Origin of the sequence: Micromonospora sp. WMMD956 (assembly GCF_029626125.1) — a bacterium.
Classification (GTDB): domain Bacteria; phylum Actinomycetota; class Actinomycetes; order Mycobacteriales; family Micromonosporaceae; genus Micromonospora; species Micromonospora carbonacea.
The window spans coordinates 1882838-1905732 of record NZ_JARUBI010000005.1; the positions used below are offsets into that span (position 1 = coordinate 1882838).

At 74.4% G+C, this 22895-nt stretch carries 18 protein-coding genes and 1 pseudogene; 6 read left to right on the plus strand and 13 right to left on the minus strand.

Translation table 11 applies throughout. From position 1 onward, the window contains the following. Nucleotides 1-6 precede the first annotated feature (6 nt). The 7 genes from O7628_RS08720 to O7628_RS08750 form a co-directional block, all read right to left on the minus strand. Nucleotides 7-1692 carry a serine/threonine-protein kinase gene (locus tag O7628_RS08720; protein WP_278129462.1) on the minus strand — a complete coding sequence of 562 codons (1686 nt, stop codon included), beginning with the start codon at nucleotides 1690-1692 and terminating at the stop codon, nucleotides 7-9. A gap of 70 nt (nucleotides 1693-1762) precedes the next feature. Continuing rightward, nucleotides 1763-3337 carry a fused MFS/spermidine synthase gene (locus O7628_RS08725; RefSeq protein ID WP_278129463.1) on the minus strand — a complete coding sequence of 525 codons (1575 nt, stop codon included), beginning with the start codon at nucleotides 3335-3337 and terminating at the stop codon, nucleotides 1763-1765. A 36-nt stretch (nucleotides 3338-3373) separates the two neighbouring features. Continuing rightward, the gene (locus O7628_RS08730; protein ID WP_278129464.1) at nucleotides 3374-4387 is read right to left on the minus strand and encodes a hypothetical protein; all 1014 of its coding nucleotides are present in this window, start codon (nucleotides 4385-4387) and stop codon (nucleotides 3374-3376) included. Nucleotides 4388-4532: 145 nt separating this feature from the next. Further along, entirely contained in the window at nucleotides 4533-5375 is an 843-nt protein-coding gene (locus O7628_RS08735; protein ID WP_278129465.1) for an inositol monophosphatase family protein, read from the minus strand. Further along, the gene (locus tag O7628_RS08740; protein WP_074472456.1) at nucleotides 5368-5820 is read right to left on the minus strand and encodes a response regulator; all 453 of its coding nucleotides are present in this window, start codon (nucleotides 5818-5820) and stop codon (nucleotides 5368-5370) included. The genes O7628_RS08735 and O7628_RS08740 overlap by 8 nt, the downstream gene beginning before the upstream one ends. Then, complete coding sequence (locus O7628_RS08745) at nucleotides 5817-7646, minus strand: sensor histidine kinase (RefSeq protein ID WP_278129466.1); 1830 nt, start codon at nucleotides 7644-7646, stop codon at nucleotides 5817-5819. The genes O7628_RS08740 and O7628_RS08745 overlap by 4 nt, the downstream gene beginning before the upstream one ends. Then, a complete protein-coding gene (locus O7628_RS08750; RefSeq protein ID WP_278129467.1) occupies nucleotides 7643-8848 on the minus strand; it encodes a fused response regulator/phosphatase in 1206 nt (401 codons plus the stop codon). Before O7628_RS08750 ends, O7628_RS08745 begins: the two co-directional genes overlap by 4 nt. A 340-nt stretch (nucleotides 8849-9188) precedes the next feature. Here O7628_RS08750 and O7628_RS08755 point away from each other — a divergent pair, with 340 nt between their 5' ends. Continuing rightward, complete coding sequence (locus tag O7628_RS08755; RefSeq protein WP_278129468.1) at nucleotides 9189-11588, plus strand: M28 family peptidase; 2400 nt, start codon at nucleotides 9189-9191, stop codon at nucleotides 11586-11588. 166 nt (nucleotides 11589-11754) lie between these two features. Beyond that, entirely contained in the window at nucleotides 11755-12066 is a 312-nt protein-coding gene (locus O7628_RS08760) for a hypothetical protein (RefSeq protein WP_278129469.1), read from the plus strand. A 323-nt stretch (nucleotides 12067-12389) separates the two neighbouring features. Here O7628_RS08760 and O7628_RS08765 read toward each other — a convergent pair whose 3' ends face one another. Together O7628_RS08765 and O7628_RS08770 are read right to left on the minus strand one after the other, a co-directional pair. Then, nucleotides 12390-12644 (minus strand): Smr/MutS family protein, encoded by a 255-nt coding sequence (locus O7628_RS08765; RefSeq protein ID WP_030329768.1) that lies wholly within the window; start codon nucleotides 12642-12644, stop codon nucleotides 12390-12392. Between the two features lie 395 nt (nucleotides 12645-13039). Continuing rightward, nucleotides 13040-13408, minus strand: coding sequence for a tetratricopeptide repeat protein (locus O7628_RS08770; protein ID WP_043965357.1), 369 nt, complete (start codon nucleotides 13406-13408; stop codon nucleotides 13040-13042). A gap of 187 nt (nucleotides 13409-13595) precedes the next feature. On the opposite strand from O7628_RS08770, the gene O7628_RS08775 reads away from it, so the two are divergent. The 3 genes and pseudogenes from O7628_RS08775 (at nucleotide 13596) to O7628_RS08785 (ending at nucleotide 16443) form a co-directional block, all read left to right on the plus strand. Next, complete coding sequence (locus O7628_RS08775) at nucleotides 13596-15233, plus strand: ABC-F family ATP-binding cassette domain-containing protein (RefSeq protein ID WP_278129471.1); 1638 nt, start codon at nucleotides 13596-13598, stop codon at nucleotides 15231-15233. 84 nt (nucleotides 15234-15317) lie between these two features. After that, nucleotides 15318-15563, plus strand: a pseudogene (locus tag O7628_RS08780) (hypothetical protein); the annotation flags it as partial. Between the two features lie 154 nt (nucleotides 15564-15717). Beyond that, entirely contained in the window at nucleotides 15718-16443 is a 726-nt protein-coding gene (locus tag O7628_RS08785; protein WP_278129473.1) for a methyltransferase domain-containing protein, read from the plus strand. Between the two features lie 51 nt (nucleotides 16444-16494). Here O7628_RS08785 and O7628_RS08790 read toward each other — a convergent pair whose 3' ends face one another. From O7628_RS08790 to O7628_RS08800, 3 genes are all read right to left on the minus strand, one after another. Continuing rightward, entirely contained in the window at nucleotides 16495-17832 is a 1338-nt protein-coding gene (locus tag O7628_RS08790; RefSeq protein ID WP_278129475.1) for a hypothetical protein, read from the minus strand. Beyond that, nucleotides 17829-18332, minus strand: a complete 504-nt coding sequence (locus tag O7628_RS08795; RefSeq protein WP_278129477.1) for a hypothetical protein — start codon at nucleotides 18330-18332, stop codon at nucleotides 17829-17831. Before O7628_RS08795 ends, O7628_RS08790 begins: the two co-directional genes overlap by 4 nt. A 136-nt stretch (nucleotides 18333-18468) precedes the next feature. After that, on the minus strand, nucleotides 18469-19479 hold the full coding sequence (locus tag O7628_RS08800; RefSeq protein WP_278129479.1) for a LacI family DNA-binding transcriptional regulator: 1011 nt from the start codon (nucleotides 19477-19479) through the stop codon (nucleotides 18469-18471). Nucleotides 19480-19582: 103 nt separating this feature from the next. Between O7628_RS08800 and O7628_RS08805 the strand changes: the two genes are divergently transcribed. Beyond that, nucleotides 19583-21106, plus strand: coding sequence for an alpha-N-arabinofuranosidase (locus tag O7628_RS08805; RefSeq protein WP_278129481.1), 1524 nt, complete (start codon nucleotides 19583-19585; stop codon nucleotides 21104-21106). 39 nt (nucleotides 21107-21145) lie between these two features. On the opposite strand, the gene O7628_RS08810 is transcribed toward O7628_RS08805, so the two are convergent. Beyond that, nucleotides 21146-22624: an amino acid permease gene (locus O7628_RS08810; RefSeq protein WP_347405229.1), complete on the minus strand. Its 1479-nt coding sequence runs from the start codon at nucleotides 22622-22624 to the stop codon at nucleotides 21146-21148. Nucleotides 22625-22895 lie beyond the last annotated feature (271 nt).

The window sequence follows — 22895 nt, forward strand, 5'->3', positions numbered from 1 at the left end:
GCTGAGCTACTTGCCCTTGCCGGACGGGCCGGGCTTGCGGGGCGGAGCGGGCTTGTCGGGCGGGCCGGGCTTCGAGGGCTTGTCCGGCTGGGCCTTCGCGCCGCCGCCCGCGCCGCTGTTCCCGCCGCCGGGGCCGCCGGCCTTCGCGACCGTGGCCTTCTTCGTGGTGGGCTTCGCCGGGGCCTTCGTCGGCTTGGCGGTCGGCTTGACGGTGGGCACGGTCCCGGCGACGCCGGAGACGCGTACCCGGCACTCGGCGTCGCCGAGGCGGAACTCCAGCGGCAGCGGGTTCGTGCCGGTGTACCGGCCGGTCAGGGCGACCTTGCGGGCCGCTCCGGGTGCCAGCGCGGGCTGCCCGGCGGCGGGACGCACCTCGACCGTGCGCCCCTGCTGGCGTACGGCCGGGTCGGTCTTCGTCACGGTCTGCTGGCCGGGGAACGCGAAGCTCATCGTCCAGTCGCGCAGCTCCCGTTCGGAGGTGTTGGTGAGGGTCAGCTCGGCGGTGAAGTCCTTCCCGGAGTCCTTGCGCAGCGCGTAGTCGACGGCGCAGGGCGGCGGCCCGGTCAGCCCCATCCGGGCCTCGATGGGCCGGTCGATGCCGCCGCTGGCCGGGCTGCGGGACGTCAGCCCCCACATCGTCGCGGTCACCGCCACCAGGCCGGCCGCCGCCACCCCCGCCTCGACCCGACGCCGCCGGGCCACCGCCCGCCGGGTGCGGGTGCGGCCGGGGAAGGGCAGCGCGCCGGTCTCCGTCGACCAGGGCAGGATCGTGGTTCCGGCGTTGGCGAGCACGTCCGGGTCGAGCCGGGCCGGGTCGCCGCCGGCCGGCGCGGACGGCACCGTGACCGTGGCGAGCATCCCGGCGGCCCCGGCGAGGGTGCGGGCCACCTCGGCGGTGGCCGGGCGGTCCTCGGGGCGCTTGGCCAGGCAGCGGTGCACCAGCCCGGCCACCTCGGCGGGCAGCCCCGGCACGTCCGGCATCGGCGCGGGCTCGGCGTACATGTGGGCGCGCAGCATCTGGGTGGTGGTGCTCGCCTGCCAGGGCAGCCGGCCGGTGAGCATCCGGTAGAGCAGCAGGCCGAGGGCGTACACGTCGGTGGCCGGGGAGACCTGGCCGTTGTCCAGCCGCTCCGGGGCCAGGTAGGCGGGAGTGCCGAGCAGCGTGCCGTCCGCGCCCTTCTCGCTCTCCCCGGCCAGCGCCGAGATGCCGAAGTCGACGACCTTCACGCCGGTGGAGGTGAGCATGACGTTGCCCGGGGTCACGTCGCGGTGCACCACCCCCCGGGCGTGCGCGGTGGCCAGCGCCGAGGTCACCTCCGCGCCGATGGTCACGGCCTCCCGCCAGGGCAGCGTCCCGTCGCGGCCGAGCCGGGCGCTGAGCGGCCCGCCGTCGACCAGCTCCATGACGACGTACGGGACGGTCAGCCCGACCTGCTCGGACTCGCCGTAGTCGTACACGTTGGTGATGTTGGGGTGGCAGAGCCGGGCGGCGGCCTGGGCCTCGGCGCGGAGCCGGTGCCGGAACGCCCGGTCGCTGGCCAGCCGGGAGGCGAGCACCTTCACCGCGACCTGCCGGCCCAGCACCTCGTCGTAGCCGCGCCACACGACGGACATGCCGCCCGCGCCGAGCTGCTCGACGAGCCGGTAGCGCTCGCCGAGCAGCTGCGCGCCGTTACGGACCGCTCCACCCATGGTCGGAGGTTTTGCCCGACCCGCGCCGTCCTAACCCCGCACGGTCAGAATCGGTCAGGGTTTCACCCTTTCAGGCGGTCGCGAGCAGTTGGTCCACGGGCGCGTAGTCGTCGGTGAGCACCAGCGCGTCCCCGACGAACGACGTCAGCACGTCGCCGGCGAGCACGATCGCCGCCTCGGGCAGCGCGTTGACCCGGCCCGCGAGCGGGGCCAGCGGCAGCGGCGCGTCGGAGGCGACGATGAGGAAGTTCGCGCCGGTCCGGCCGGCGACCGCGTCGGGCGGGGCGACCAGGGCGACGTGCCGGAACGCGGCGGCGACGGTGGCCACCTCGCTGCGGACGAACCGGCCGGGCGGGTAGTCGATGACGTTCTGCACGTAGATCCCGCCGGGGCGCAGCACCCGGTTGATCCCGGCGGCCATCTCCCGGGTGGCGAGGTGCCACGGCACCACGAGGTGCCCGAACGCGTCGCCGACCACCAGGTCGCGGCTGTCGGCGGGCTCCGCGTCGAGCAGCACCCGGGCGTCGCCGGCCTCGATGCGCAGGTCCGGCCCGGGGCGCACGCCCAGCTCCCGGCGGTCCAGCTCGACGAGGCCGCCGTCGATCTCGAAGACCGCGTTGTGGGTGCCGGGCCGGGTGGCGGTCAGGTAACGCGGCACGGTGAAGCCCCCGCCGCCCAGGTGCAGGGCGTCCAGCCGCTGCCCGGCGGGGGCGGCCACGTCGGCCGCCGCGCCGATCCACTGCGTGTACGCGTACTCCAGGTGGGTGGGGTCGGCCAGGTCGACGTACGAGTGCTGGGCGGAGTTGAGCAGCAGCGTGCGCCCCGACGGCCGGCCGGGGTCGGTCTCCACCGACGCGCAGTGGTACGCCGTCTCCACGTCGCACGGGTTCGGTGCGACGGTGGTCAGCCCCGCCCCGGCCAGCCCGAGCACCGCGAGGACGGCCTTCGTCCGGCCCGGGCCGGGCAGCCCCGCCCCCGCCCCGGCCAGCCCCGCCCGCCCCCGCCGGTGCAGGTACGCGCCGAGCCCCAGCCCGGTGCCGCCGAGCAGCACGGCGAGGGCGAGCAGGATGACGCTGCTGGGCAGCGCCGCGACGAGCACGAAGCCGGTCAGCAGGGTGGCCGTGATGCCGCCCAGCGTGCCGACGCCGGAGAGCCGGCCGACGACCTGCCCGGTGCGGCGCAGGTCGGCGAGCTGGAGCTTCACCACGAGCGGGGTGACCGCCGCGAGCAGCGCCGCCGGCACGAACACGGCGAGCGCGGTGAGCAGCAGCACGGCGCTGGCCGCCCCGCCGCGCAGCACCTCGCCCGCGTACCGGACGACGGGGAGGGTGACGGCGGTGGCGATGCCGGCCAGCACCAGCGCCGGGGCGATCAGGGCGCGCGGGTCCCGCCGGTCGGCCAGCCACCCGCCGGTCCACGCCCCGTACGCGATCGCGCCCAGCGCGATGCCGATGACGGAGCTGGTCACTTCGAGGGTGACCCCGACGTAGGGGCCGACGAGGCGCAGCGCGACGGTCTCCAGCACGAGCACCGCCCCGCTGGAGAAGAAGACCAGGAACGCGGCGAGCCCGTTGGGCAGGGCGCGGGCGTCAGGCGGCGCGGGCCGCGCCGGCGCGACGGCGGCGGACGACGATGAGCTGCTCACCGTCGCGATGGTACGCAGCGAAGCTGAGTCCCCGGGTCAGTACATCGAGAGATGAACATGGTTCGTGTGGTCGGCGGCGGGGCTGCCGCTGCCGCTGTACGCCCGCCACCCGGTGTTCGGCATCCAGATCTGCCTGTACCAGATCACGTAGAGCACGCCGAGCCGGCTGGCGTTGTTCTTGAAGTAGTTGGCCAGGCTGTCGCCGTACGCCTTGTCGCCGCCGGTGGCCGTCTCGTCCTTGAACCCGTTGGTGGCGGCGGAGAAGTCGCAGGCCCGGCCCTTGGGGTGCTCGCCGCTGCCGCCGCTGCGGTAGCAGGAGACGTACCGCTTGTAGCCGGCGGCCTTGGCCTGTTGGAGGGCGTGCAGGGTGCGCGGGGTGATGCAGCCGGAGGTGGTCGGGTCGTTGACCGAGCAGGACTCGGACGGCCAGCTGCCGTCGGAGTTGCGCGGGGCCGGCTTGGCCGAGGCGGAGCCGCCGCTGAACCCGGAGCCGCTGCCGGAGCTGACCGCCGCGAGGGCGGTCTCGGCCTCCCGCTTCTTCTTGGCCAGCGCCGCGAGCTGCTTCTGCTGCTCCCGCACCTCGGCGTCGATGGCGATCTTGGCGCGGTTCGCCTCGTCCCGGGTGTCGATCAGCTCGCGCAGCCGGCGGCTGTCCCGCTGGGCCATCACGTCCAGCTCGGCGGCGCGGTTGAGGAACGCCTCCGGGGAGACCGATTGGATGAGCAGCGCCGGCGCGGTCATCCGCCCCAGCCGGTAGGACTGCGCGGCCACCTCGCCGACCTGCGCGGTCAGCCCCGCCAGCCGGGTTTCGACGGTCTTGAGCTGGGCGGTGAGCAGCTGCTGCCGGCGCTTGGAGTTGTCGAGCTTCGCCTTGGCCTCGATGTGCCCCTTGGCGGCGGACTCCAGCGCCTCGCGCAGCTTCTTCGTGCCGCCCTCGTTGGGTTCGGCGGCGGCCGGCCCGGCGCCCACGCCGAGCAGCAGCGCCACGGCGACGAGCAGCGCGGTCAGCGGCCCCCGGCCGCGACGCCGGATGAGGCTGGTCCTGGGCACGTCGGCGTCCCTTCCCTCGACCACCGGCTCCCGGTGGCGCGCGGCGGCCCCCACCGACGCCGGGCGGCGGCCCGCTGGCGGAGACCGCCGGTCAGGATACCGGACCGGGCGGCGGCGGACGCCCCGCCGGATGCTCCCACGGATGTCAGTCGAGGATCAACGCCTCGCGGGCCTCGGCCCACACCCGCTCGTTCGCGGCGACCAGCAGCCCCGACGCGTCCTCGGCCGGGTGGTAGTCACTGCCGTCGAACCGGCGGGCCACCCCGCCGGCCTCGCGGACCAGCAGCGCCCCGGGGGCGTGGTCCCACGGCAGGGTGCGCCAGAAGAGCACGAACTGCTGCTCGCCGACGAGCAGGTCGAGGTATTCCCGGCCGGCGCAGTGCTGGCCGGGCAGCAGCGCGCCGATGCGCTCCCCGCCGGCCTCGGCGCGCCGCCGCAGCTTCGGCGGCAGGAACTGGGTCATCGCGGTGCCGCGCAGCTCGCCGGCCGGCGGCACGGCGTCGCCGACGCGCACCGGCGCGCCGTTCACCGTCGTGCCGTGGCCCGCGCGGGCGACGGCCAGGGTCCCGCCCAGCGGGTCGAGCACCCACGCGCCGACCTGCTCCCCGCCGGTCAGCAGCGCCACCATCAGCGCGAACGGGCGCCGGCCGGCGGCGAAGTTGGCGGTGCCGTCGACGGGGTCGACCAGCCAGACGTCGCCGCCGCTCAGGTGCCCGCCGGCCCCGCCGGGGCGCAGGTGCCCGAGCAGGGCCGGGTCGTCGGCGACCGCCTCCTCGCCGACCACCACCGAACCGGGGCGCAGCCGGCGCAGCCCGGCGCTGATCAGCTCCTCGGCCCGCTGGTCGGCGACGGTGACCAGGTCACCGGGGGCCTTCTCCGTAACGTCGGCGTCGTCGAGCTGCTGGAACAGGGGCAGCACGACGTCCGTCGCCGCCCGGTGCAGCAGCTCGGCGACGTCGTCGGTCAGGGTGTCGGTGAGGTCAGCCACGCGGCGGCAACTTCACCACGCTGACGAAGAACTCGTCGATCTGCCGGACCACCGCGATGAACCGCTCGAAGTCGACCGGCTTCGTGACGTACGCGTTCGCGTGCAGCTGGTAGCTGCGCAGGATGTCCTCGTCGGCCTGGGAGGTGGTCAGCACCACCACCGGGATGCGGCAGAGCTGCTCGTCCTGCTTTATCTCCTCCAGCACCTCCCGGCCGTCCCGGCGGGGCAGGTTCAGGTCGAGCAGGATCAGGTCCGGCGTCACCGCGTCCGCGTACTTGCCCTCCCGGCGCAGGTAGGCCAGGGCCTCCGCGCCGTCGGAGACGACGGTCAGCCGGTTGCGGAGCTTGTGCTCCTCGAACGCCTCCTGGGTCATCAGGACGTCCCCGGGATCGTCCTCGACCAGCAGGACCTCGATCGGGCTCTTGCCGTCCGCGGGCGCGGTCATCCCACCGCCTCCTTCGTGCCGTCGCTGTCCGGGGGCCCGCCGGTCCCCTCCGCCCGCGCGCCGCGTGGGCGGGGCAGTTCCACCCGCACCCCGCCGTCGCCGACCGGCGCGTCGTCCGCCGCCGGGTCGGTGCCGGCCGCCGCGTCGTCCGCCGCCGACCCACCGGCCGCCGGGTCGTCCGCCGTCGCCGCGTCGCCCGTCGCCGCGTCGCCCGTCGCGTCGTCACCCGTGGCGTCGTCGGCGGCCGGCTGCTCGGCGGCCCGCGCGGCGGCCGCCACGTCCTCGGGCAGCGCCGGGAGGGTGAACCGGATCGCGGTGCCCTCGGCGGTGTCGGTGTCCACCCAGACCCGGCCGCCGTGGTATTCGACGATCTTCTTGACGATCGCCAGCCCGATGCCGGTGCCCGGGTACGCGTCCTTCGAGTGCAGCCGCTGGAAGATCACGAAGATCTTGTCCGCGAACTCCGGCTCGATGCCGATGCCGTTGTCCTGGCAGCTGATCTCCCACTCGTCGCCCACCAGCCGCGCGGAGACGTGCACCCTCGGCGGCACGTCCGGGCGGCGGAACTTGATCGAGTTGCTGACCAGGTTGGCCAGCAGGTTCGTCAGCAGGGGCTCCTCGCCCCGGATCGTCGGCAGCGCGTCCCAGGTCAGCTCGCCGTCGGCGTACTGCCGGGCGGCCTCGGTCTGCCCCGCCACGTCGCCCATCACGTCGTTGAGGTCGACCTCGGTGAAGCCCGTGGTGAGCCGCCCGATCCGGGAGAACGCCAGCAGGTCGTTGATGAGCCGCTGCATCCGCTGCGCGCCGTCCACGGCGAACGCGATGTACTGGTCGGCGCGCTCGTCGAGCTGCCCCGCGTAGCGGCGCTGGAGGAGCTGGCAGAAGCTGGCCACCTTGCGCAGCGGCTCCTGCAGGTCGTGCGAGGCGACGTACGCGAACTGCTCCAGGTCGCGGTTGGACCGGACCAGCTCCTCCGCCTGCTTCTGGAGCTGGCTGTTGACCCACTCGATGCGTTCCCGGGCCTGGCGGACCTCGGTCAGGTCCTTGGCGATCTTCTGGCGCATCGCGTCCACGTCGTCGGCGAGCCGCAGGAACTCCGGCGGACCCGACCCGGTGATGCGGTGCTGGAAGTCGCCCTTGGCCACCTCGCGGACCTGCTCGGCCAGGCCCGTCAGCGGCCGGACCACCATCCGCTCCAGCGAGATCAGCAGCACCGCGCCGGCCACCGCCACCACCATCGCCGCCCCGACCAGCAGCAGCACCAGCATGCTGCTGGTGCGGTAGATGTTGTCGGCGCCCTTCTCGCGCTCGACGAGGATGCCCTCCTGGAGCTGGCTCACCGAGGTGCGGATGACGTCGAAGCGCTGCCGGGACTCCTCCGTGATCAGCGCCCGCCCGGCGGTGGTGCCCTGCTCCTCGGTGGTCCGGATCACCGGCTCGGCGACCGTGCTGCGCCACCGGCCGGCCTCCGCCTCGACCCCGTCGAGCTGGCGGCCCAGCGCCGGGTAGACGCCGATCAGGCCGCGCATGCTGCGGTAGAGCTGCTGCTCGCGCTCCCCGCCCTGGACGTACGGTTCGAGGTCCCGGCGGTCGCCGGTCAGCGCGTACCCCCGGATCGCGGTCTCCTGGTCGACCAGCACGCTGAGCAGCTCCTGCGACTGGGCGCGCAGCGGGCCGGTGCGGTCGAGCACCGAGTGGGTGTAGTCGCGGTTCTTGGCGGCCACGGCGATCTCGACCGCCACCGACACGCCCAGCAGCACGCCCACGACGGCCAGCAGCGCGACGACCCGGCGGCGCAGGGTCCAGCCGGCGGCAGGTGCCGTCACCGGCCACCGCCCCGGGTGACCAGGAGCATGGCGACGTCGTCGGCGAGCGGGCCGCCGTTGATCTGCTCGGCCCGCCCGACCAGCCACGCCGGCAGCTCGGCCAGCGGCACGGCGAGATTGTCCCGGTCGCCCAGCAGCTCGGTCAGGCCGGGGACGTCGAGCCGCTCGTCGCCGTCGCCGACCCGCCCCTCGATCAGGCCGTCGGTGTACATCAGCAGGGACCAGTCATCGGTGTCGAACTCCAGGTCGAAGGCCACGGGACGGCGGGGACGGACGCCCAGCAGCAGGCCGCCCGGCGCCGGCACGGGCGCGACCTTACCCCCGGACAGCAGCAGCGGCGGCGGATGCCCCGCGAGGCGCACCGTGGCGGCGTTGCCGGCCAGGTCGAGCCGGGCGGTGGCCACGGTGGCGAAGATCTCCTGGAGCCGGCGCTCGCTCATCAGCACCTGCTCCAGGGCCGGCAGCACCTCGTCGTCGGGCACCCCGGCCAGCACGAGCGCCCGCCACGCCACCCGCAGCTCCACCCCCAGCGCCGCCTCGTCCACGCCGTGCCCGCAGACGTCGCCGACGATCAGGTCCACCCGGTCCGGGCGGGTCTGCACCACGTCGTAGAAGTCGCCGCCGATCAGCGCCGCGTGCCGGCCCGGCCGGTAGAACGTGTGCACCGCGACCTCGTCGGTCGACATCAGCGGCTGGGGCAGCAGGCCGCGTTCCAGCCGGGCCGACTCGGCCTGGCGCAGCTCCACCTCGCGCAGCCGCCGGGCGTTCTCGTCGGCCCGCTTGCGCTCCACCGCGTAGCGCAGCGCCCGGGTCAGCAGCACCCCGTCGACCTGGCCCTTGACCAGGTAGTCCTGCGCACCCTCGGCGACCGCGACGATGCCCAGGTGCTCGTCGGAGCGCCCGGTCAGCACGCAGACCGCGGCGCCGCTGGACATCTCCAGCACCTGACGCAGCCCGTCCAGCCCCTGCGCGTCGGGCAGGCCGAGGTCGAGCAGCACGCAGTCGACGCCCATCACCCGCTGCCGCGCCTCACTCAGGCTGGTCGCCACCAGCAGGTCGATCGACGAGTTGGTCTCGGCGAGCAGCTCGCCGACCAGGAAGGCGTCGCCCTCGTCGTCCTCGACCAGCAGCACCCGCAGCCGCTCGCCGGGCGGCAGCACCGGATGCCCGAGGCCGCCGCCGGCCGGGAAGGCCCGGGGCACGACGGAGGAACCGGCGGGACCGGCCCCCCGGGGCGACCGCGTCACCGCACCGGGACGCGGGAGATCGCTGGTGATGTCGGGCTCCTTCCGAGTGCCCTGCTGATCCTGTATTAGACAACGCTCCCACACAACACGACGGGCCCGGCACGGCCGGGTCGCCGCCGGCCGTCCTCGGTGGTGACGACGGCCGCCCCGGGCGGGAACAAAGGGAACAAGTGCCCCGAGGGGAACCGACCTCTGCCCCCGGGGAGTCCCGCCGCGGGCACCGGCGGTGCAGGATGGTGCCCACCCCTGGCCCGCCACCCCGAGGCCCGGCCCGGCCCCACCCCGAGGAGTCACCGTGGGCGCACCGCCCCCCACCCGCGCCGCCGACCGGGCGCTGGCCCGCCCCCGCCGCCGCCCGCTCGCCGCCCTCGCCGCGCTCGCCGCCCTGCTCGCCGTGGGCGGCACCGTCGCGTACGACCTGGACACCCCCGCCCCGCGCCCCGCCGACGCCCCCGCCGACGAGTTCAGCGCCGCGCGGGCGTACCGGAACGTGGAGACGATCGCGGCCCGGCCGCACCCGGCCGGCAGCCCGGCCAACGACCAGGTCCGCGCCCACCTCGAAGGCGTGCTGCGCGGCCTCGGGCTGGAGACCACGGTGCAGGACACCGTCGCCCGGGAGGCCGGCCAGCTCAGCGGTGCCGCCGCCGGGTCGACCCTGGCCCGGGTCCGCAACGTCGTCGCCCGGCTGCCCGGCACCGACCCCACCGGCAAGGTGTTCCTGGTCGCCCACTACGACTCGGTGCAGTCCGGCCCCGGCGGCAACGACGACGCCGCCGGCACCTCCACCATCCTGGAGGTGGCCCGCGCGCTGGCCGCCGGCCCCCGCCCCCGCAACGACGTCGTGTTCGTGCTCACCGACGCCGAGGAGGCGTGCCTGTGCGGGGCGTCGGCCTTCGCCGCCGACCACCCGCTCGCCGCCGACGGCGGGGTCGTGCTCAACCTGGAGGCGCGCGGCTCCACCGGCCCGGTGATCATGTTCGAGACGTCCCGCGACAACGCGAAGCTCGTCGACGTGTTCGGCCGGGCCGCCCCGCACCCCGTCGGCACCTCCTTCGCCGTGGAGATCTACCGGGCGCTGCCCAACGACACCGACTTCACCGCGTTCCTCGACCGGGCCGGCTTCGTCGGGCTCAACTCCGCCTACATCGACGGCGGGGCGGTCTACCACACGCCGCTGGACACCCCGGCCGCGATGGACCGGGCCAGCCTCCAGCAGCACGGCGACAACGCGCTCGGCCTCGCCCGCGAGTTCGGCCGCGCCGACCTCAAGGCCCTCGACGCCGGCCACGACGCCACCTACTTCCCCGTCCCCGGCGGGCTGGCCCGCTACCCCGGCTGGCTGGTCCTCCCGCTGGCCGTCGCCGCCCTGCTGGCCGTGGCCGCGCTCGGCTGGCTCGCCCGGCGGCGGGGCCGGACCACGTACGGCCGGCTCGCCGCCGGCTTCGCGCTGGGCCTGGCGCCGATCGTCGTCGCGCCGCTGGGCGCGCAGCTGCTCTGGGCGGGCGTCACCGCCGTCCGGCCCGGCTACGCCGAGCTGCTCGACCCGTACCGGCCCACCTGGTACCGCCTCGCCGTGGTGGCGCTCGCCGCCGCGACCCTGTTCACCTGGTACGCCCTGACCCGCCGCCGGGTCGGCCCCGCCGCCCTCGCGATCGGCGGGCTGGGCTGGCTGGCCGTACTCGGGATCGTGCTCGCGGTGCTGGTGCCCGGCGGGGCGTACCTGACGACCCTGCCCGCCCTGGCCGGCGCGGCGGCCGGGCTGACCGCGCTCGCCGTGCGGATCGACGGCCCGTGGCCCGTGCTCGCGGCGACCCTGGCCGGGGCGGTGGCCGTGGTGATCCTGCTGCCGACCGTGGTCCTGCTGTTCCCGGCGCTCGGCATGGCGATGGGCGGCGTCGCCGCGCTGTTCGCGGTGCTGCTCGGGCTGGCCGCGCTGCCCGTGGTGGACCTGCTGCACCCCGAGGCCGGCGGCCAGCGCGGCCTGGTCGCCGCCCGCGCCCGCCGCGCCGGCGCGCTCCCGGCCGTCGCCGTCGGGCTCGCGGCGGCGGTGTTCGCCGGGGTCGGGCTCGCCGTCGACCGGTTCGACGCCGCCCACCCCGTGCCCACCCACCTGATGTACGCCCTCGACGCCGGCACCGGGCAGGCCCGCTGGCTCAGCCACGAGACCGACCTCCAGCCCTGGACGGGTCAGTTCGTCGACGGGGCCACGACCGTCGCGGACTTCCCCGGGCTCGGCGACACCGAGCTGCGCTCCGGGCCGGCGCAGGCGGCGAACCTGCCCGCGCCGAAGCTGGAGGTCCTCGCCGACAGCGCTGCCGCCCCGGGCCCGGGCCCGGTCGAGCAGCGGACCGTGCGGGTGCGGGTCACCCCGCAGCGGCCGGTACGCCTGCTCACCCTGCACGTCGACGGCGCGACCGAGGTCGAGTCGGCGGTGGTGGCCGGCCGGGCGATCCCCGGCGGACGCGCCACCGGCACCCCCTGGGGCTTCGGGATCGTGTTCCACGCCCCGCCGCCGGAGGGGATCGAGGTCACCCTCGTGCTGGCCGGCGGCTCCGGGCCGGCGGCGCTGCGCGCGATGGACGCCAGCGACGGGCTGGACGGCGTCCCCGGGTTCCGGCCTCGGCCGGCTGACGTCGGGGTGGTCGGCTCACACAGCTCGGAGATGCTGGCGGTGGCCCGCACGTACCCGCTGTAGAGGGCTCTGGGGATGCATCGGGACCACGCCGACCGGGCTGGCCATGACCTGCGGCTGGCCCGTTACTTCCAGCGGCATCGAGGTCTCGGGCCAGCTGCCAGTCCTCCGCCGTCACCGCCTAGCTCAGCTGCCCAGCTTCGGCCCCATCCAGGGCTGCCATGACCCCATGACTGCCGCGCACTCGTATGAGTATGAGGTGCCACGTCATGCCGGCCCGCCGCCTGAGGCTGTCGAGGCGGCCGAGGAAGGCAACGTTGTATACCTGACTCGTCACGGGCAACGCGTGGCAGCGATGGGGCCACCGACATCGCTGGATTCTCACGACCTTGAAACGATCAGGCAGTACCTGGAGTCGGTCGCCAGAAACCCGAATCGGACGCAGGCCCTCAGGGTTCAGGCACGTGAGCAGCTTTCTCAGCTTGACGAGCTCATCGAACGAGCAATCAACGAGGAGGACGCCCAGGCTGGCAAAGCTTGATCGCTCAGTTCAAGCTCGCATCGGTGCCGCCATCGATCGTTTGTGCAGTCGACCCTCGGCCTGCTGGCTGCGTGAAGCTGTCCGGAGGGGACGACAAATGAAGGATTCGGGTAGGCGATTTCCGTTTAGTTTATCTAATCCTATATAGTCAGGTTTTGGCAGTAATCGTCCGGATTGCTCACAGGCGCGAGGTATACCGATCCGGCTAATCTGATCTCCAACCTCCAAGTGCAGGCCGACGACGACTCCGACGGCCAGGAGGATCCTTTACCGCGGCCCCACAAGCCCCGGAAATGCGGTGGAGGCCAAGAACGCTTTCGCCGCTACTTCCAGCGGAAGTGGACGAAGAGGCGGCCGAAGTTCTTCGAGTCCTTCTCCACCCGGTGGTAGAGCTGCTTGACGTCCTTCTGGTCGAGGAACCGCAGCACCCGCTTCTTGAGCTGGCCGGAGCCCTTGCCGGGGATGATCTCGACGAGGGTGGCCTTCTTCGCCACCGCCTCGTCCATGATCCCGCGCAGCGCGCGGTCGATGTCGTGACCCTTGTTGAAGATCTCGTGCAGGTCCAGCTTGAGCTTCATCCCGCCTCCACCACCTGCGCGACTCCCATGGCAGCCCATGGTAGGCCCGCGGCACAGCGGGACACCACGCGAGCGGTTCACCCCGGCGGCACCACCGCCGGCGCACGCTTTGCTCTGCACCCAGGCACGCAACGGCGACCCAGCGTGAGCGGAAACCACGTCTGCCGCTCCGCCCCCGGGCGCACCTATTCCCAGTTCAGCGAGGGGTGTGCTCCGGTGGGTGCAGAGCAAAGGGGAAACGAGATGCGGGGCAGGATCGGGGAGTAGTTACGAAGAGCAACGCCAGCCGTGGCGCGTGGCGGCCGGTCGTGGCCGCTGATCAGCGGGCGGGGGCACCCGGCCGGAGGCAGAGCGCGCCGGGGAGAGGGCCCCTTGCCCTCCCCCCGGCGGCGCGGTCAGTGACCGCCGCTGACCCGGTTCTCCACCCGGCGCAGCGCGGTCGTGTAGTCGGTGTTCGTCGAGTACATCGCGGCGGCGATGCGCAGGTGCCGCAGCGCGTCCGCCGGGCGGTTCATCCGCTCCAGCGTCCGGCCCAGCACGTGGTGCGCGTAGTGGTCGCTCGGGTCGCGGTCGACCAGCTCGCGCAGCTGCTCCTCGGCGCGGTTGAGCTGCGCCGTCTGGAAGTAGGCGCGGGCCAGCAACTGCCGCACCGCGGAGTTGCCGGGCTCGGCCTCGACGATCGGCTCCAGCAGCCGCACCGCGCCGGACGCGTCACCCATCTCGAAGAACATGGTCGCCCGTCGGTAGTCCGCCAGAAGGTCCATCGACCCACCTCCTCGTCTCGCGCCGGCACCTGATCCGACGCTGGCACAACACCGGCCGGACCGCGAGTGTTCCGCCACAGGAAGTTGCGACCGGGCGAGGTGTTAGGAAGGGGCCCTTCCTATACAAAAGGCGTTAACAGGGTGCCCTTCCTTACGCGCGCAGCGCGGTGGATAGGCTCGGGTGCTGATGAGCGCGACACTGGTGGTCAAGGATCTCGCGGCCGGGCACGGCGAGCGGCTGCTCTTCTCCGGGCTGGACCTGGTGGTCGCCCCGGGCGACGTGGTCGGCCTGGTCGGGGTGAACGGGGCGGGCAAGTCGACGCTGCTGCGTACCCTCGCGGGGTTGCTGCCCGTCGAGGCCGGCAGCGTCACGCTGAGCCCGCCCACCGCGACCGTCGGGCACCTGCCGCAGGAGCCGGAGCGCCGGCCCGGGGAGACGGTACGGGACTTCCTGGCCCGCCGGACGGGGGTGACGGCCGCCCAGGCGGCCCTGGACGCGGCGACCGAGGCGCTGACGGCCGGGTCGGCCGGGTCCGACGACGCGTACGCCGAGGCGCTGGAGCGCTGGCTGGGCCTGGGCGGGGCGGACCTGGAGGAGCGCGCCGAGCAGGTGGCGGCCGAGCTGGGGCTCACCGTCGACCTGGACCATCCGATGACGGCCCTGTCGGGCGGCCAGGCGGCCCGCGCCGGGCTGGCCTCGCTGCTGCTCAGCCGCTACGACGTGTTCCTGCTCGACGAGCCCACCAACGACCTGGACCTGGCCGGGCTGGACCGGCTGGAGGGCTTCGTCACCGGGCTGCGCGCCGGGACCGTGCTGGTCAGCCACGACCGCGAGTTCCTGACCCGCACGGTGACCCGGGTGCTGGAGCTGGACCTGCACCAGCAGCTCGTCCGGCACTACGGCGGCGGTTACGCGGCGTACCTGGAGGAGCGGGAGGTGGCCCGCCGGCACGCCCGCGCCGAGTTCGAGGAGTACGCCGACACCCGGGCCGGGCTGGAGGCGCGCGCCCGCACCCAGCGGGCGTGGATGGAGAAGGGCGTGCGCAACGCCCGCCGCAAGGCCACCGACGGCGACAAGCACGTGAAGCACCACCGGGGGGAGACGTCGGAGAAGCAGGCGGCGAAGGCCCGGCAGACGGACCGGCTGATCGAGCGGCTGGAGGTGGTCGAGGAGCCGCGCAAGGAGTGGGAGCTGCGGATGGAGATCGCCGCCGCGCCCCGCGCCGGCGCCGTCGTGGCCGCGCTGCGCGACGCCGTGGTACGCCTGGGAAGCTTCACCCTCGGCCCGGTGACCCTCCAGATCGACTGGGCCGACCGGGTGGCGATCACCGGGGCGAACGGGTCCGGCAAGACGACGCTGCTCGCCGCGCTGCTGGGGCGGCTGCCGCTGGACGCCGGCCACGCCTCGCTGGGCCCCGGGGTGGTGGTCGGCGAGGTCGACCAGGCCCGGGGGCTGTTCCTCGGCGAGCAGCCGCTGCTGGACGCGTTCCGGCTGGCCGTACCGGAGCTGTCGCCGGCGGACGCGCGGACGCTGCTGGCCAAGTTCGGCCTGCGGGCCGACCACGTGCTGCGGACGGCGGCGTCGCTGTCGCCGGGCGAGCGGACCCGGGCGGCGCTGGCGCTGTTGCAGGGGCGCGGGGTGAACCTGCTGGTGCTCGACGAGCCGACGAACCACCTGGACCTGGCGGCCATCGAGCAGTTGGAGTCGGCGCTGGCCAGCTACCCGGGGACGCTGCTGCTGGTGACGCACGACCGGCGGATGCTGGACGCCGTGGCCGTCAACCGCCGGGTGCGGGTGGACGCCGGCCGGGTCGCCGAGGACTGACGGCGGGTCGCGCCGCCCCGACCCGGGGCGGATCGCCAGGTCCGACGGCGTGCCGACCGGGGCCGGCAGGGTGACAATGACTCCATGCTCAAGTGGGAGTACGCGCTGTTGGTCCGACGCCGCCAGGCGGCCAGCACGGACGTCGGCTGGGAGCTGGTGTTCATCTGGTACGGCCCGGACGGCTCGATGGTCGACGTCACCCCGTACGGCGACACGGCGCTGGCGCACCTGAACCGGGCCGGCGACCAGGGCTGGGAGCTGGTCGGGATGAGCGAGGACCCGTCGCAGCCGGGCAGCAGCGAGCTGCACCGGTACCACCTCAAGCGGCCCAAGACGGCCGTCGCGCCGCCCCGGCAACGGATCCGGGGCGCGGGGCGGGGCAGCCGGCGGATCACCGGCTGACGGCTCGTCCTCCTTCGGGGGATCCCGCCCGGCCGGGGCATATCGCCCGCCCAGCCGGGTACGGGCGCACCGGAGGTGGCCCATGGTCGCGACGGTCCTGACCGCGCCCTCGGCCGACCGGCTGCGGGCGGTCGACGAGTTCCTCGCCGAGGCGTGGGCGGATCAGGCCGCCCACGACGCCCGGCTGCGTGACGTGGCGGTGCGGGTGCGCTTCGACCGGGGGGTGGCCCACCTGACCGGGGAGGTCGCCGACGCCGCGCAGTTGCGCCTGGTGCGGGGCCTGGTCGGCCGGCTCGCCGGGGTGTTCGGCGTCTGGTGCCGGGTGCGGGTCGCCGGCCGCGACCCGGTCGTGGTGGACCTGGGCTGCGGCGGCACCAAGCAGTACCCGCAGAACCTGGGGCTGGACATCTACCCGGCCCCGGGGGTGGACGCGGTGGCCGACCTGTCCGGGTCGCTGCCGCTGGCCGACGACTCCGTGGACGTGCTGTTCGCGGTGCACATCCTGGAGCACCTGATCGACTTCCTGCCGCTGGTGGACGAGTGTCACCGGGTGCTGCGCCCGGGTGGGGTGCTGCACGTGATGAGCCCCTGGTGGGGGCACGTGAACGCGGTGGCCGACCCGACCCACGTGCGGCTGCTGGACGTGCAGACGGTCAAGGGGATCTGCCTGCAACGCCCGCCGGGCACCCCGCGCTGGTTTCCCCTGCACGTGGGCTGCGACGGCGCCAGCATCTTCGCCGACCTCACCCCGCTGGGCGCGGACGACCCGGTGCCGGAGCAGCCGCACCTGGCCCGCTTCTTCGCCTGACACGGGGGCGTCGGCCCGGCCCGGGTTCCCCGGCCCCGCCGCCGACGCCGGTCAGCGGGGCACGTACCCCGGTGGGCGTGGCCACTGCTCCGCCTCCGGATCCACCCGTCGGGGCGCGGCGGGCGCCGGCGGGTACGGGGCGGCGGCCACGCCCGTCGGTTGCGTCGCGCGCGGCTGCCAGGGCTTGTCGCCGGCGAGCAGGCTGCGGAAGTCGAACTGGCACTTCGGGCAGGTCCGCAGGGCCGTCTCGGCCCGCCGGTCGCCGCACCGCTGGCAGTACGTCACCACCGTCTCGTCGGCGTCCATGCCCTGACAGCGCGGGCAGGCGAAGCTGGGCCCCTTCCCGTTGAGCTGCACCAGCCGTCCGGCCAGCACGTACGGGGTGACCACCGCGCTGATGCTGCTCGCCAGGTCCCGGGTCCGGCGGGTGCGTTCCTGCAACCGTTCCAGGTCGGGGTTGGTGACCTTCTCCAGCCGGCAGGTGGTGCAGGTGCGCAGGGTCCGCACCGGGAGCATGCCCCGGATCCGGGCCTGCTGGTGCAGGAAGGTCACCACCGGCACGTCCGCCGGGTCGACGGTGAACCGGGCGGCCGGGGCCGCCCCGGCGGTGCCGGCGACCGCGGCGAGGTGCTCCTCGATCCGGACGACGAGCGACCGCACCTGCGCCACCAGGTGCGGTGGCATCCCGTCGGGGCGGCTGGCCACCAGGGTGCCGACCATCAGCATGCCGTCGGCCAGTTCCGCCGGCACCTCCGCGACGGCCTGCGGCGTCTCGAAGGCGAACGTCTCGGTGCCGGCGCGGCTGACCGACGCCCGGCGCGGGGTGGCGGCGTCCCCTTCGAGCAGGCGGGAGGCGTGCCGGGACAGCACCGCTCCCGCCCGGTTGGCGATGCCGGCCGCGTTCTGCATGATCGCCACGTCGCCGGGGCCGGTCTGCCGCCACCAGGGCGCGAACGTGGCGGCGGCGGCCGGGTCGAGCCGGCCCAGCACGCCGTCGACGGCGCTGAGGACGGACCCGAACAGCTCGACGTAGACGGAGGTGAGGCCCCAGTTCCGGCCCACCTTGCCGACCCAGCGGTCGGCCAGCAGGACGGTGACCCGGGTCCCGGCCGCGTCGGCTTCGAGACCGATCCGGAGGAAGACGGGCACCCGGGCGGCGGAGAGGGTCACCCCGCCGAGCTTCGACCCGCGGACCGCCTCCAGCAGGCTGAGCTGCTCGGCGCGCAGGTCGAAGCCGAGGTCCCGGACGGCGCGGAGCAGGTGCTGGCGGACCGCGCTCGCCGGGGCGGCGATCCGGCGTTCCGCCCCGGCGGCGAGCCGGCCGGCCTCGGCGGCCAGCACGGCCGGCTGCGGCCGGCTGCCGGGGTCGTTGTCGGCGGCCCAGCTCATTCCGCGATGTCGAAGCTCGTGCCGGCGTCGAAGCCCGCCCCTGCGTCGTAGCCCGTGCCCGCGTCGTAGCCCGTGCCCGCGTCGTACGTGTCGTAGGGGGCGACCTCCGCGACGGCGGTGTCAAGGTGGGTGCCGGCCTGGGCGGCGTAGTCGAACGAGACGTCGTAGTTGCCGTCGGCCAGGTCGGCGTGGTTCGCCGCGGTGTCGAAGGCGCTGGCGGCGATGTCGGTGTTGCCGGCGGCCAGGTTCTCGTTGGCGTAGTCGACCCAGTCCTGCGCCGAGTCGGCCCACTGGTCGCCGCTGTCGGCGTGCCAGGCCGACCAGTCCTGGTCGGCGGCCGCGCCGGCCAGCTCGCTCTCGACGACGTCCACCACCGGCTCGGGCAGCACCGGCTCGACCGCGACCGGCTCGACCACCGGCTGATCGAAGGTGGCGATGCCGGCCTCCGTGCCGGCGGTGTCAGCGGACAGGTAGTCGCCCCAGCTCGAATCGGTGCTCATCTCGCCCCCAGTTTGGTCTGCTCGTCCCCACGTGCCGCCACATCATCGCGACCCGCCGTCACCGCGCCCATCCGCCGTTCGGCGGCAGCCCGTGGCACGACTGTCGCATGTGGACGAACCGACGCCCGGGGCGGGGTCAGCGGCCGAGCGTGCTCTCCCGCGGTTCGAGCCGGCAGGGGACGGTGAGCGTGCGCGGCGGGGCGTTCCGGTCCCCGTCGATCCGGTCGGCCAGCAGCGCGACGGCCAGCCGCGCGACGCGTTCCCTGTCGGCGGCGACGGTGGTGAGGGTGGGGACGGAGAAGCGCCCGTCCTCGATGTCGTCGAAGCCGGCCACCGCCACGTCGCCGGGTACCCGCAGACCGGCCTCGTGCAGCGCCCGCAGGGCACCGAGGGCGAGGGTGTCGGTGAGGCAGAGGACGGCGTCGGGGCGTACCCCCGAGGTGAGCAGGTGCCGCACGGCCGCCGCGCCGTCGGCGCGACGCCAGGCCGGCGCGGGCACGACGAGGCGCTCGTCGTGGGCGATGCCGGCCGCGGCGAGCGCGGCGGCGTAGCCCGCGAGGCGGAGCCGGGCGGCGGCCACCTCGGGGGTGGGCCGCGCGCCGATCGCGGCGACGCGGCGGCGGCCGAGGGAGATCAGGTGGGCGGTGGCCGCGCGGGCGGCGGCCGCGTCGTCGGTCGCCACGTGGTCGGCGGGGCCGGGGCCGCCGGGCCCGCCGACCAGCACCACCGGGGTGCCGTCGTCCCGGCCGGCGAGGTGCCCGGCGGTCGGCGTCAACGGGCCGACGATCAGGCCGTCGACGAGGTGGTCGCCGATGCCGGCGGCGACCCGCCCCGGCGGCGCGGGGCCGCCGCCGGCCCGGTCGACCAGGACCGTCCAGCCCCGTTCGGCGGCGGCGGTGACGACGTGCCGGGCCAACTCGGCGAAGGCGGGGACGTCCAGCTCCGGCCCGGCCAGGGCGATCACGCCGGTACGCCCCTTGCGCAGGTTGCGCGCCGACAGGTTGGGCCGGTAGTTCAGCTCGGCGATGGCCCGCTCGACGCGGGCCCGCGTGTCGGGCCGCACGTGCTGGTAGCCGTTGACGACGTTGGAGACGGTCTTGACGGAGACGCCGGCCCGCTCCGCCACGTCCTTCAGCCTGTGTCGCACCGCCGCCTCCCCGCCGGGTGCCACGGGCGCTCCGCCGCCCCTTTACAGCGTTGAGTACAACGTTATAGAACCGACGGGACGGCGACGAAAGGTGGATTTCCCGGTGACCGCGAAGCTGACCATCGACCCGGCCTTCGCGATCGGGCCGGCCGACCGGCGGATCTTCGGGTCCTTCGTCGAGCACCTGGGGCGCTGCGTCTACGGCGGGATCTACGAGCCCGGCCACCCCACCGCCGACCCGCACGGCCTGCGCGGCGACGTGCTGGAGCTGACCCGGGAGCTGGGCGTCTCCGTGGTCCGCTACCCCGGCGGCAACTTCGTCTCCGGCTACCGCTGGGAGGACGGCGTCGGCCCCGTCGCCGACCGGCCCCGCCGGCTCGACCTCGCCTGGAAGACGATCGAGACCAACGCCTTCGGCCTCGACGAGTTCATGACCTGGGCGAAGGCGGCCGGCGTCGAGCCGATGATGGCCGTCAACCTCGGCACCCGGGGCGTGCAGGAGGCCTGCGACCTGCTGGAATACGCCAACCACCCCGGCGGCACCCGGCTGTCGGACCTGCGCCGCGCCCACGGCGCGCCCGAGCCCTACGGGGTGCGGCTGTGGTGCCTGGGCAACGAGCTGGACGGCCCGTGGCAGGTCGGGCACAAGACCGCCGACGAGTACGGCCGGCTCGCCGCCGAGACCGCCCGCGCGATGAAGCTGATTGACCCCTCGGTCAGCCTGGTGGCCTGCGGCAGCTCCGGCCGGGGCATGCCGACCTTCGCCTCCTGGGAGGCGACGGTGCTGGAGCACACCTACGAGCACGTGGACTACATCTCCGCGCACACCTACTACGATCCCGCCGACGGCGACCGGGCCAGCATCCTGGCCTCGGCCGTCGACATGGACCACTTCATCGCGGAGGTGGTCGCCACCGCCGACCACGTGGCGGCGAAGCAGCGGCACCGGCGCAAGCTGAAGATCTCGTTCGACGAGTGGAACGTCTGGTACCAGTCCCGCCTCCAGGCCGACCTGGACCGGCGCGGCTGGGTCGAGGCCCCCACCCTCATCGAGGACGACTACACCGCCGTCGACGCGGTGGTGGTCGGCGACCTGCTGATCACCCTGCTCCGGCACGCCGACCGGGTCGGCGTGGCCTGCCAGGCGCAGCTCGCCAACGTGATCGCCCCGATCCGCACCCGCACCGGCGGTCCCGCCTGGCGGCAGAGCATCTTCCACCCGTTCGCCCTCACCGCCCGCCACGCCCGGGGCACCGTGCTGCGCACCGAGCCGGTCTGCCCGACGTACGCCACGAAGCGCTACGGGGACGTCCCGGTGCTGGACACCGTGGCCCTACACGACGAGGAGACCGGCGCGCTGACCGTGCTCGCGGTCAACCGGGGCCCCGCCGACCTCCCCCTCGACCTGGACCTGCGCGGCCTGCCCGCCCTGACCGGGGCGGCCCACCTCACCCTCGCCGCCGCAGCCGACCCGGACGCCGTCAACACCGAGGCCGAGCCCGACCGGGTCGCGCCCCGGGAGCTGGCGGCCCCCGCTCCCGACGGGGGCCGCTGCGCGGTGCTGCTGCCGGCGGTCTCCTGGAACCTGCTGCGCTTCGCCCCCGCCCCCGCCCCCGCCGCCGCGTAGCGCCGGGCGGCGGGGGTGAGAAGGGGGCCCTTCTCTACCTCAGGCGTTAACAGGGGGCCCTTCCTTGCGCGCCAGGCGGTTGCGGCGGTAGCCGTAGCCGAAGTAGATGATCCCGCCGAGCGCCATCCAGATCAGGAACCGGATCCAGGTCTCCACCGACAGGTTGAGCATCAGGTAGAGGCAGGCCAGTGCGGAGACGATCGGCAGCACCGGGGAGAACGGCACCCGGAACGGCCGCTCCAGGTCGGGGCGCTTGCGGCGCAGGATCGGCACGGCCACCGAGACCAGCACGAACGCGCAGAGCGCGCCGATGCTGACCAGGTCGGCCAGGGCCGACAGCGGCAGGAAGCCGGCGAGCAGCGCCACGGCCACCGTCATGACGGCCGAGATCCGGTACGGGGTGCCGAAGCGCGGGTGCACCTTCGCCACCGACGGCGGGATCAGCCCGTCGCGGCTGATGGCGAAGCCGATCCGGCCCATGGCCACCAGGTCCACGAGGATGACGCTGGTCAGGCCGGCGACGGCGGCGATGGAGACGAGGATGCCGGCCCACTCGGCCCCGACCGCGTTGAAGGCGGACGCGATCGGCGCGCCCCGGTCGATCTCGGTGTAGGGGACCATGCCGACGACGACCAGCGAGACGCCGATGTAGAGCACGGTGGAGACCAGCAGCGTGCCGAGCAGGCCGAGGGTGAGGTCGCGCTTGGGCCGGCGGGTCTCCTCGCCGAGGTTGGCCACGGCCTCGAAGCCGGTGTACGCGAAGAAGACCACGGCGGCGGCGCTGAGGACGCCGACGAACCCGAACACGGACGGCTCCAGCCCGAACAGCGCCTGGGTGACGGGCTGCTTGATCCCGTCGTCGCCGGCCCCGGCGGGCTCGGCCGGCGGGATGAACGGGGTGAGGTTCGCGGCCTTCACGAAGAACAGGCCGGCGACCACGATGAAGACGCAGATGGCCACCTTGACCAGCACGAGCAGGTTGGTGACCCGGGCGGACTCGCGGATGCCGACGATCGCCACGACGCCGAGCAGCAGCACGACGGCGATCGCGCCGACGTTGACGATGCTGCCCTCCTCGCCGAACCAGGCGGTGGGCAGGCCGAGCAGCTCGGCGAGGTAGCCGGACCAGCCGCGGGCCACCACCGCCGCGCCGAGGGCGAACTCCAGCAGCAGGTCCCAGCCGATGATCCAGGCGACGATCTCGCCCATCGTCGCGTAGGCGTAGGTGTAGGCGCTGCCGGCGGTCGGCACGCTGGAGGCCAGCTCGGCGTAGCAGAGGGCGGCGAGCAGCGCGACCACGCCCGCGATGGCGAAGGAGATCACCACGCCGGGACCGGCGCTGTCGCGGGCCTCGATGCCGGTGAGCGTGAAGATCCCGGTGCCGATGACGATGCCGATGCCGAAGCCGGTGAGGTCACGCGCGCCGAGTCGGCGCTTGAGGCCGGGGCCGCCGCCCTCACCGTCCGCCTCGCCCTGGGCTATCACGTCCTTGATCGGTTTGGTACGCAGCACCGACACCGCGCTCACCCCTCCCACCGTGCGACCACCACCGTGGCGGCCGGTGACCGGCGAAGCTACCCAGCGCGGCGGCCCACGAATCACGACTTTGGGTGTCGATACGGTCACGTTCCGCCGCGCGCCCCGGCGGCGTTCCACTCCGGAGGGGCGCCGATCCGGGCGGGGGTCTTGCGCCGGCCCGCCCGATGTGAAAATTTCCTACCAGGGTCAGATTCGCTGCGGCGGTTTCTTGCCGCAGCAGGCATCGCGCCCGTCCGCCGAGCCCACCGAA

Coding starts and splice junctions, on each gene's coding strand:
- O7628_RS08720 (WP_278129462.1), bottom strand. CDS start 1,692: ATGGGTGGAGCGGTCCGTAACGGCGCGCAGCTGCTCGGCGAGCGCTAC.
- O7628_RS08740 (WP_074472456.1), bottom strand. CDS start 5,820: ATGACCGCGCCCGCGGACGGCAAGAGCCCGATCGAGGTCCTGCTGGTC.
- O7628_RS08760 (WP_278129469.1), top strand. CDS start 11,755: ATGACTGCCGCGCACTCGTATGAGTATGAGGTGCCACGTCATGCCGGC.
- O7628_RS08765 (WP_030329768.1), bottom strand. CDS start 12,644: ATGAAGCTCAAGCTGGACCTGCACGAGATCTTCAACAAGGGTCACGAC.
- O7628_RS08770 (WP_043965357.1), bottom strand. CDS start 13,408: ATGGACCTTCTGGCGGACTACCGACGGGCGACCATGTTCTTCGAGATG.
- O7628_RS08775 (WP_278129471.1), top strand. CDS start 13,596: ATGAGCGCGACACTGGTGGTCAAGGATCTCGCGGCCGGGCACGGCGAG.
- O7628_RS08785 (WP_278129473.1), top strand. CDS start 15,718: ATGGTCGCGACGGTCCTGACCGCGCCCTCGGCCGACCGGCTGCGGGCG.
- O7628_RS08790 (WP_278129475.1), bottom strand. CDS start 17,832: ATGAGCTGGGCCGCCGACAACGACCCCGGCAGCCGGCCGCAGCCGGCC.
- O7628_RS08795 (WP_278129477.1), bottom strand. CDS start 18,332: ATGAGCACCGATTCGAGCTGGGGCGACTACCTGTCCGCTGACACCGCC.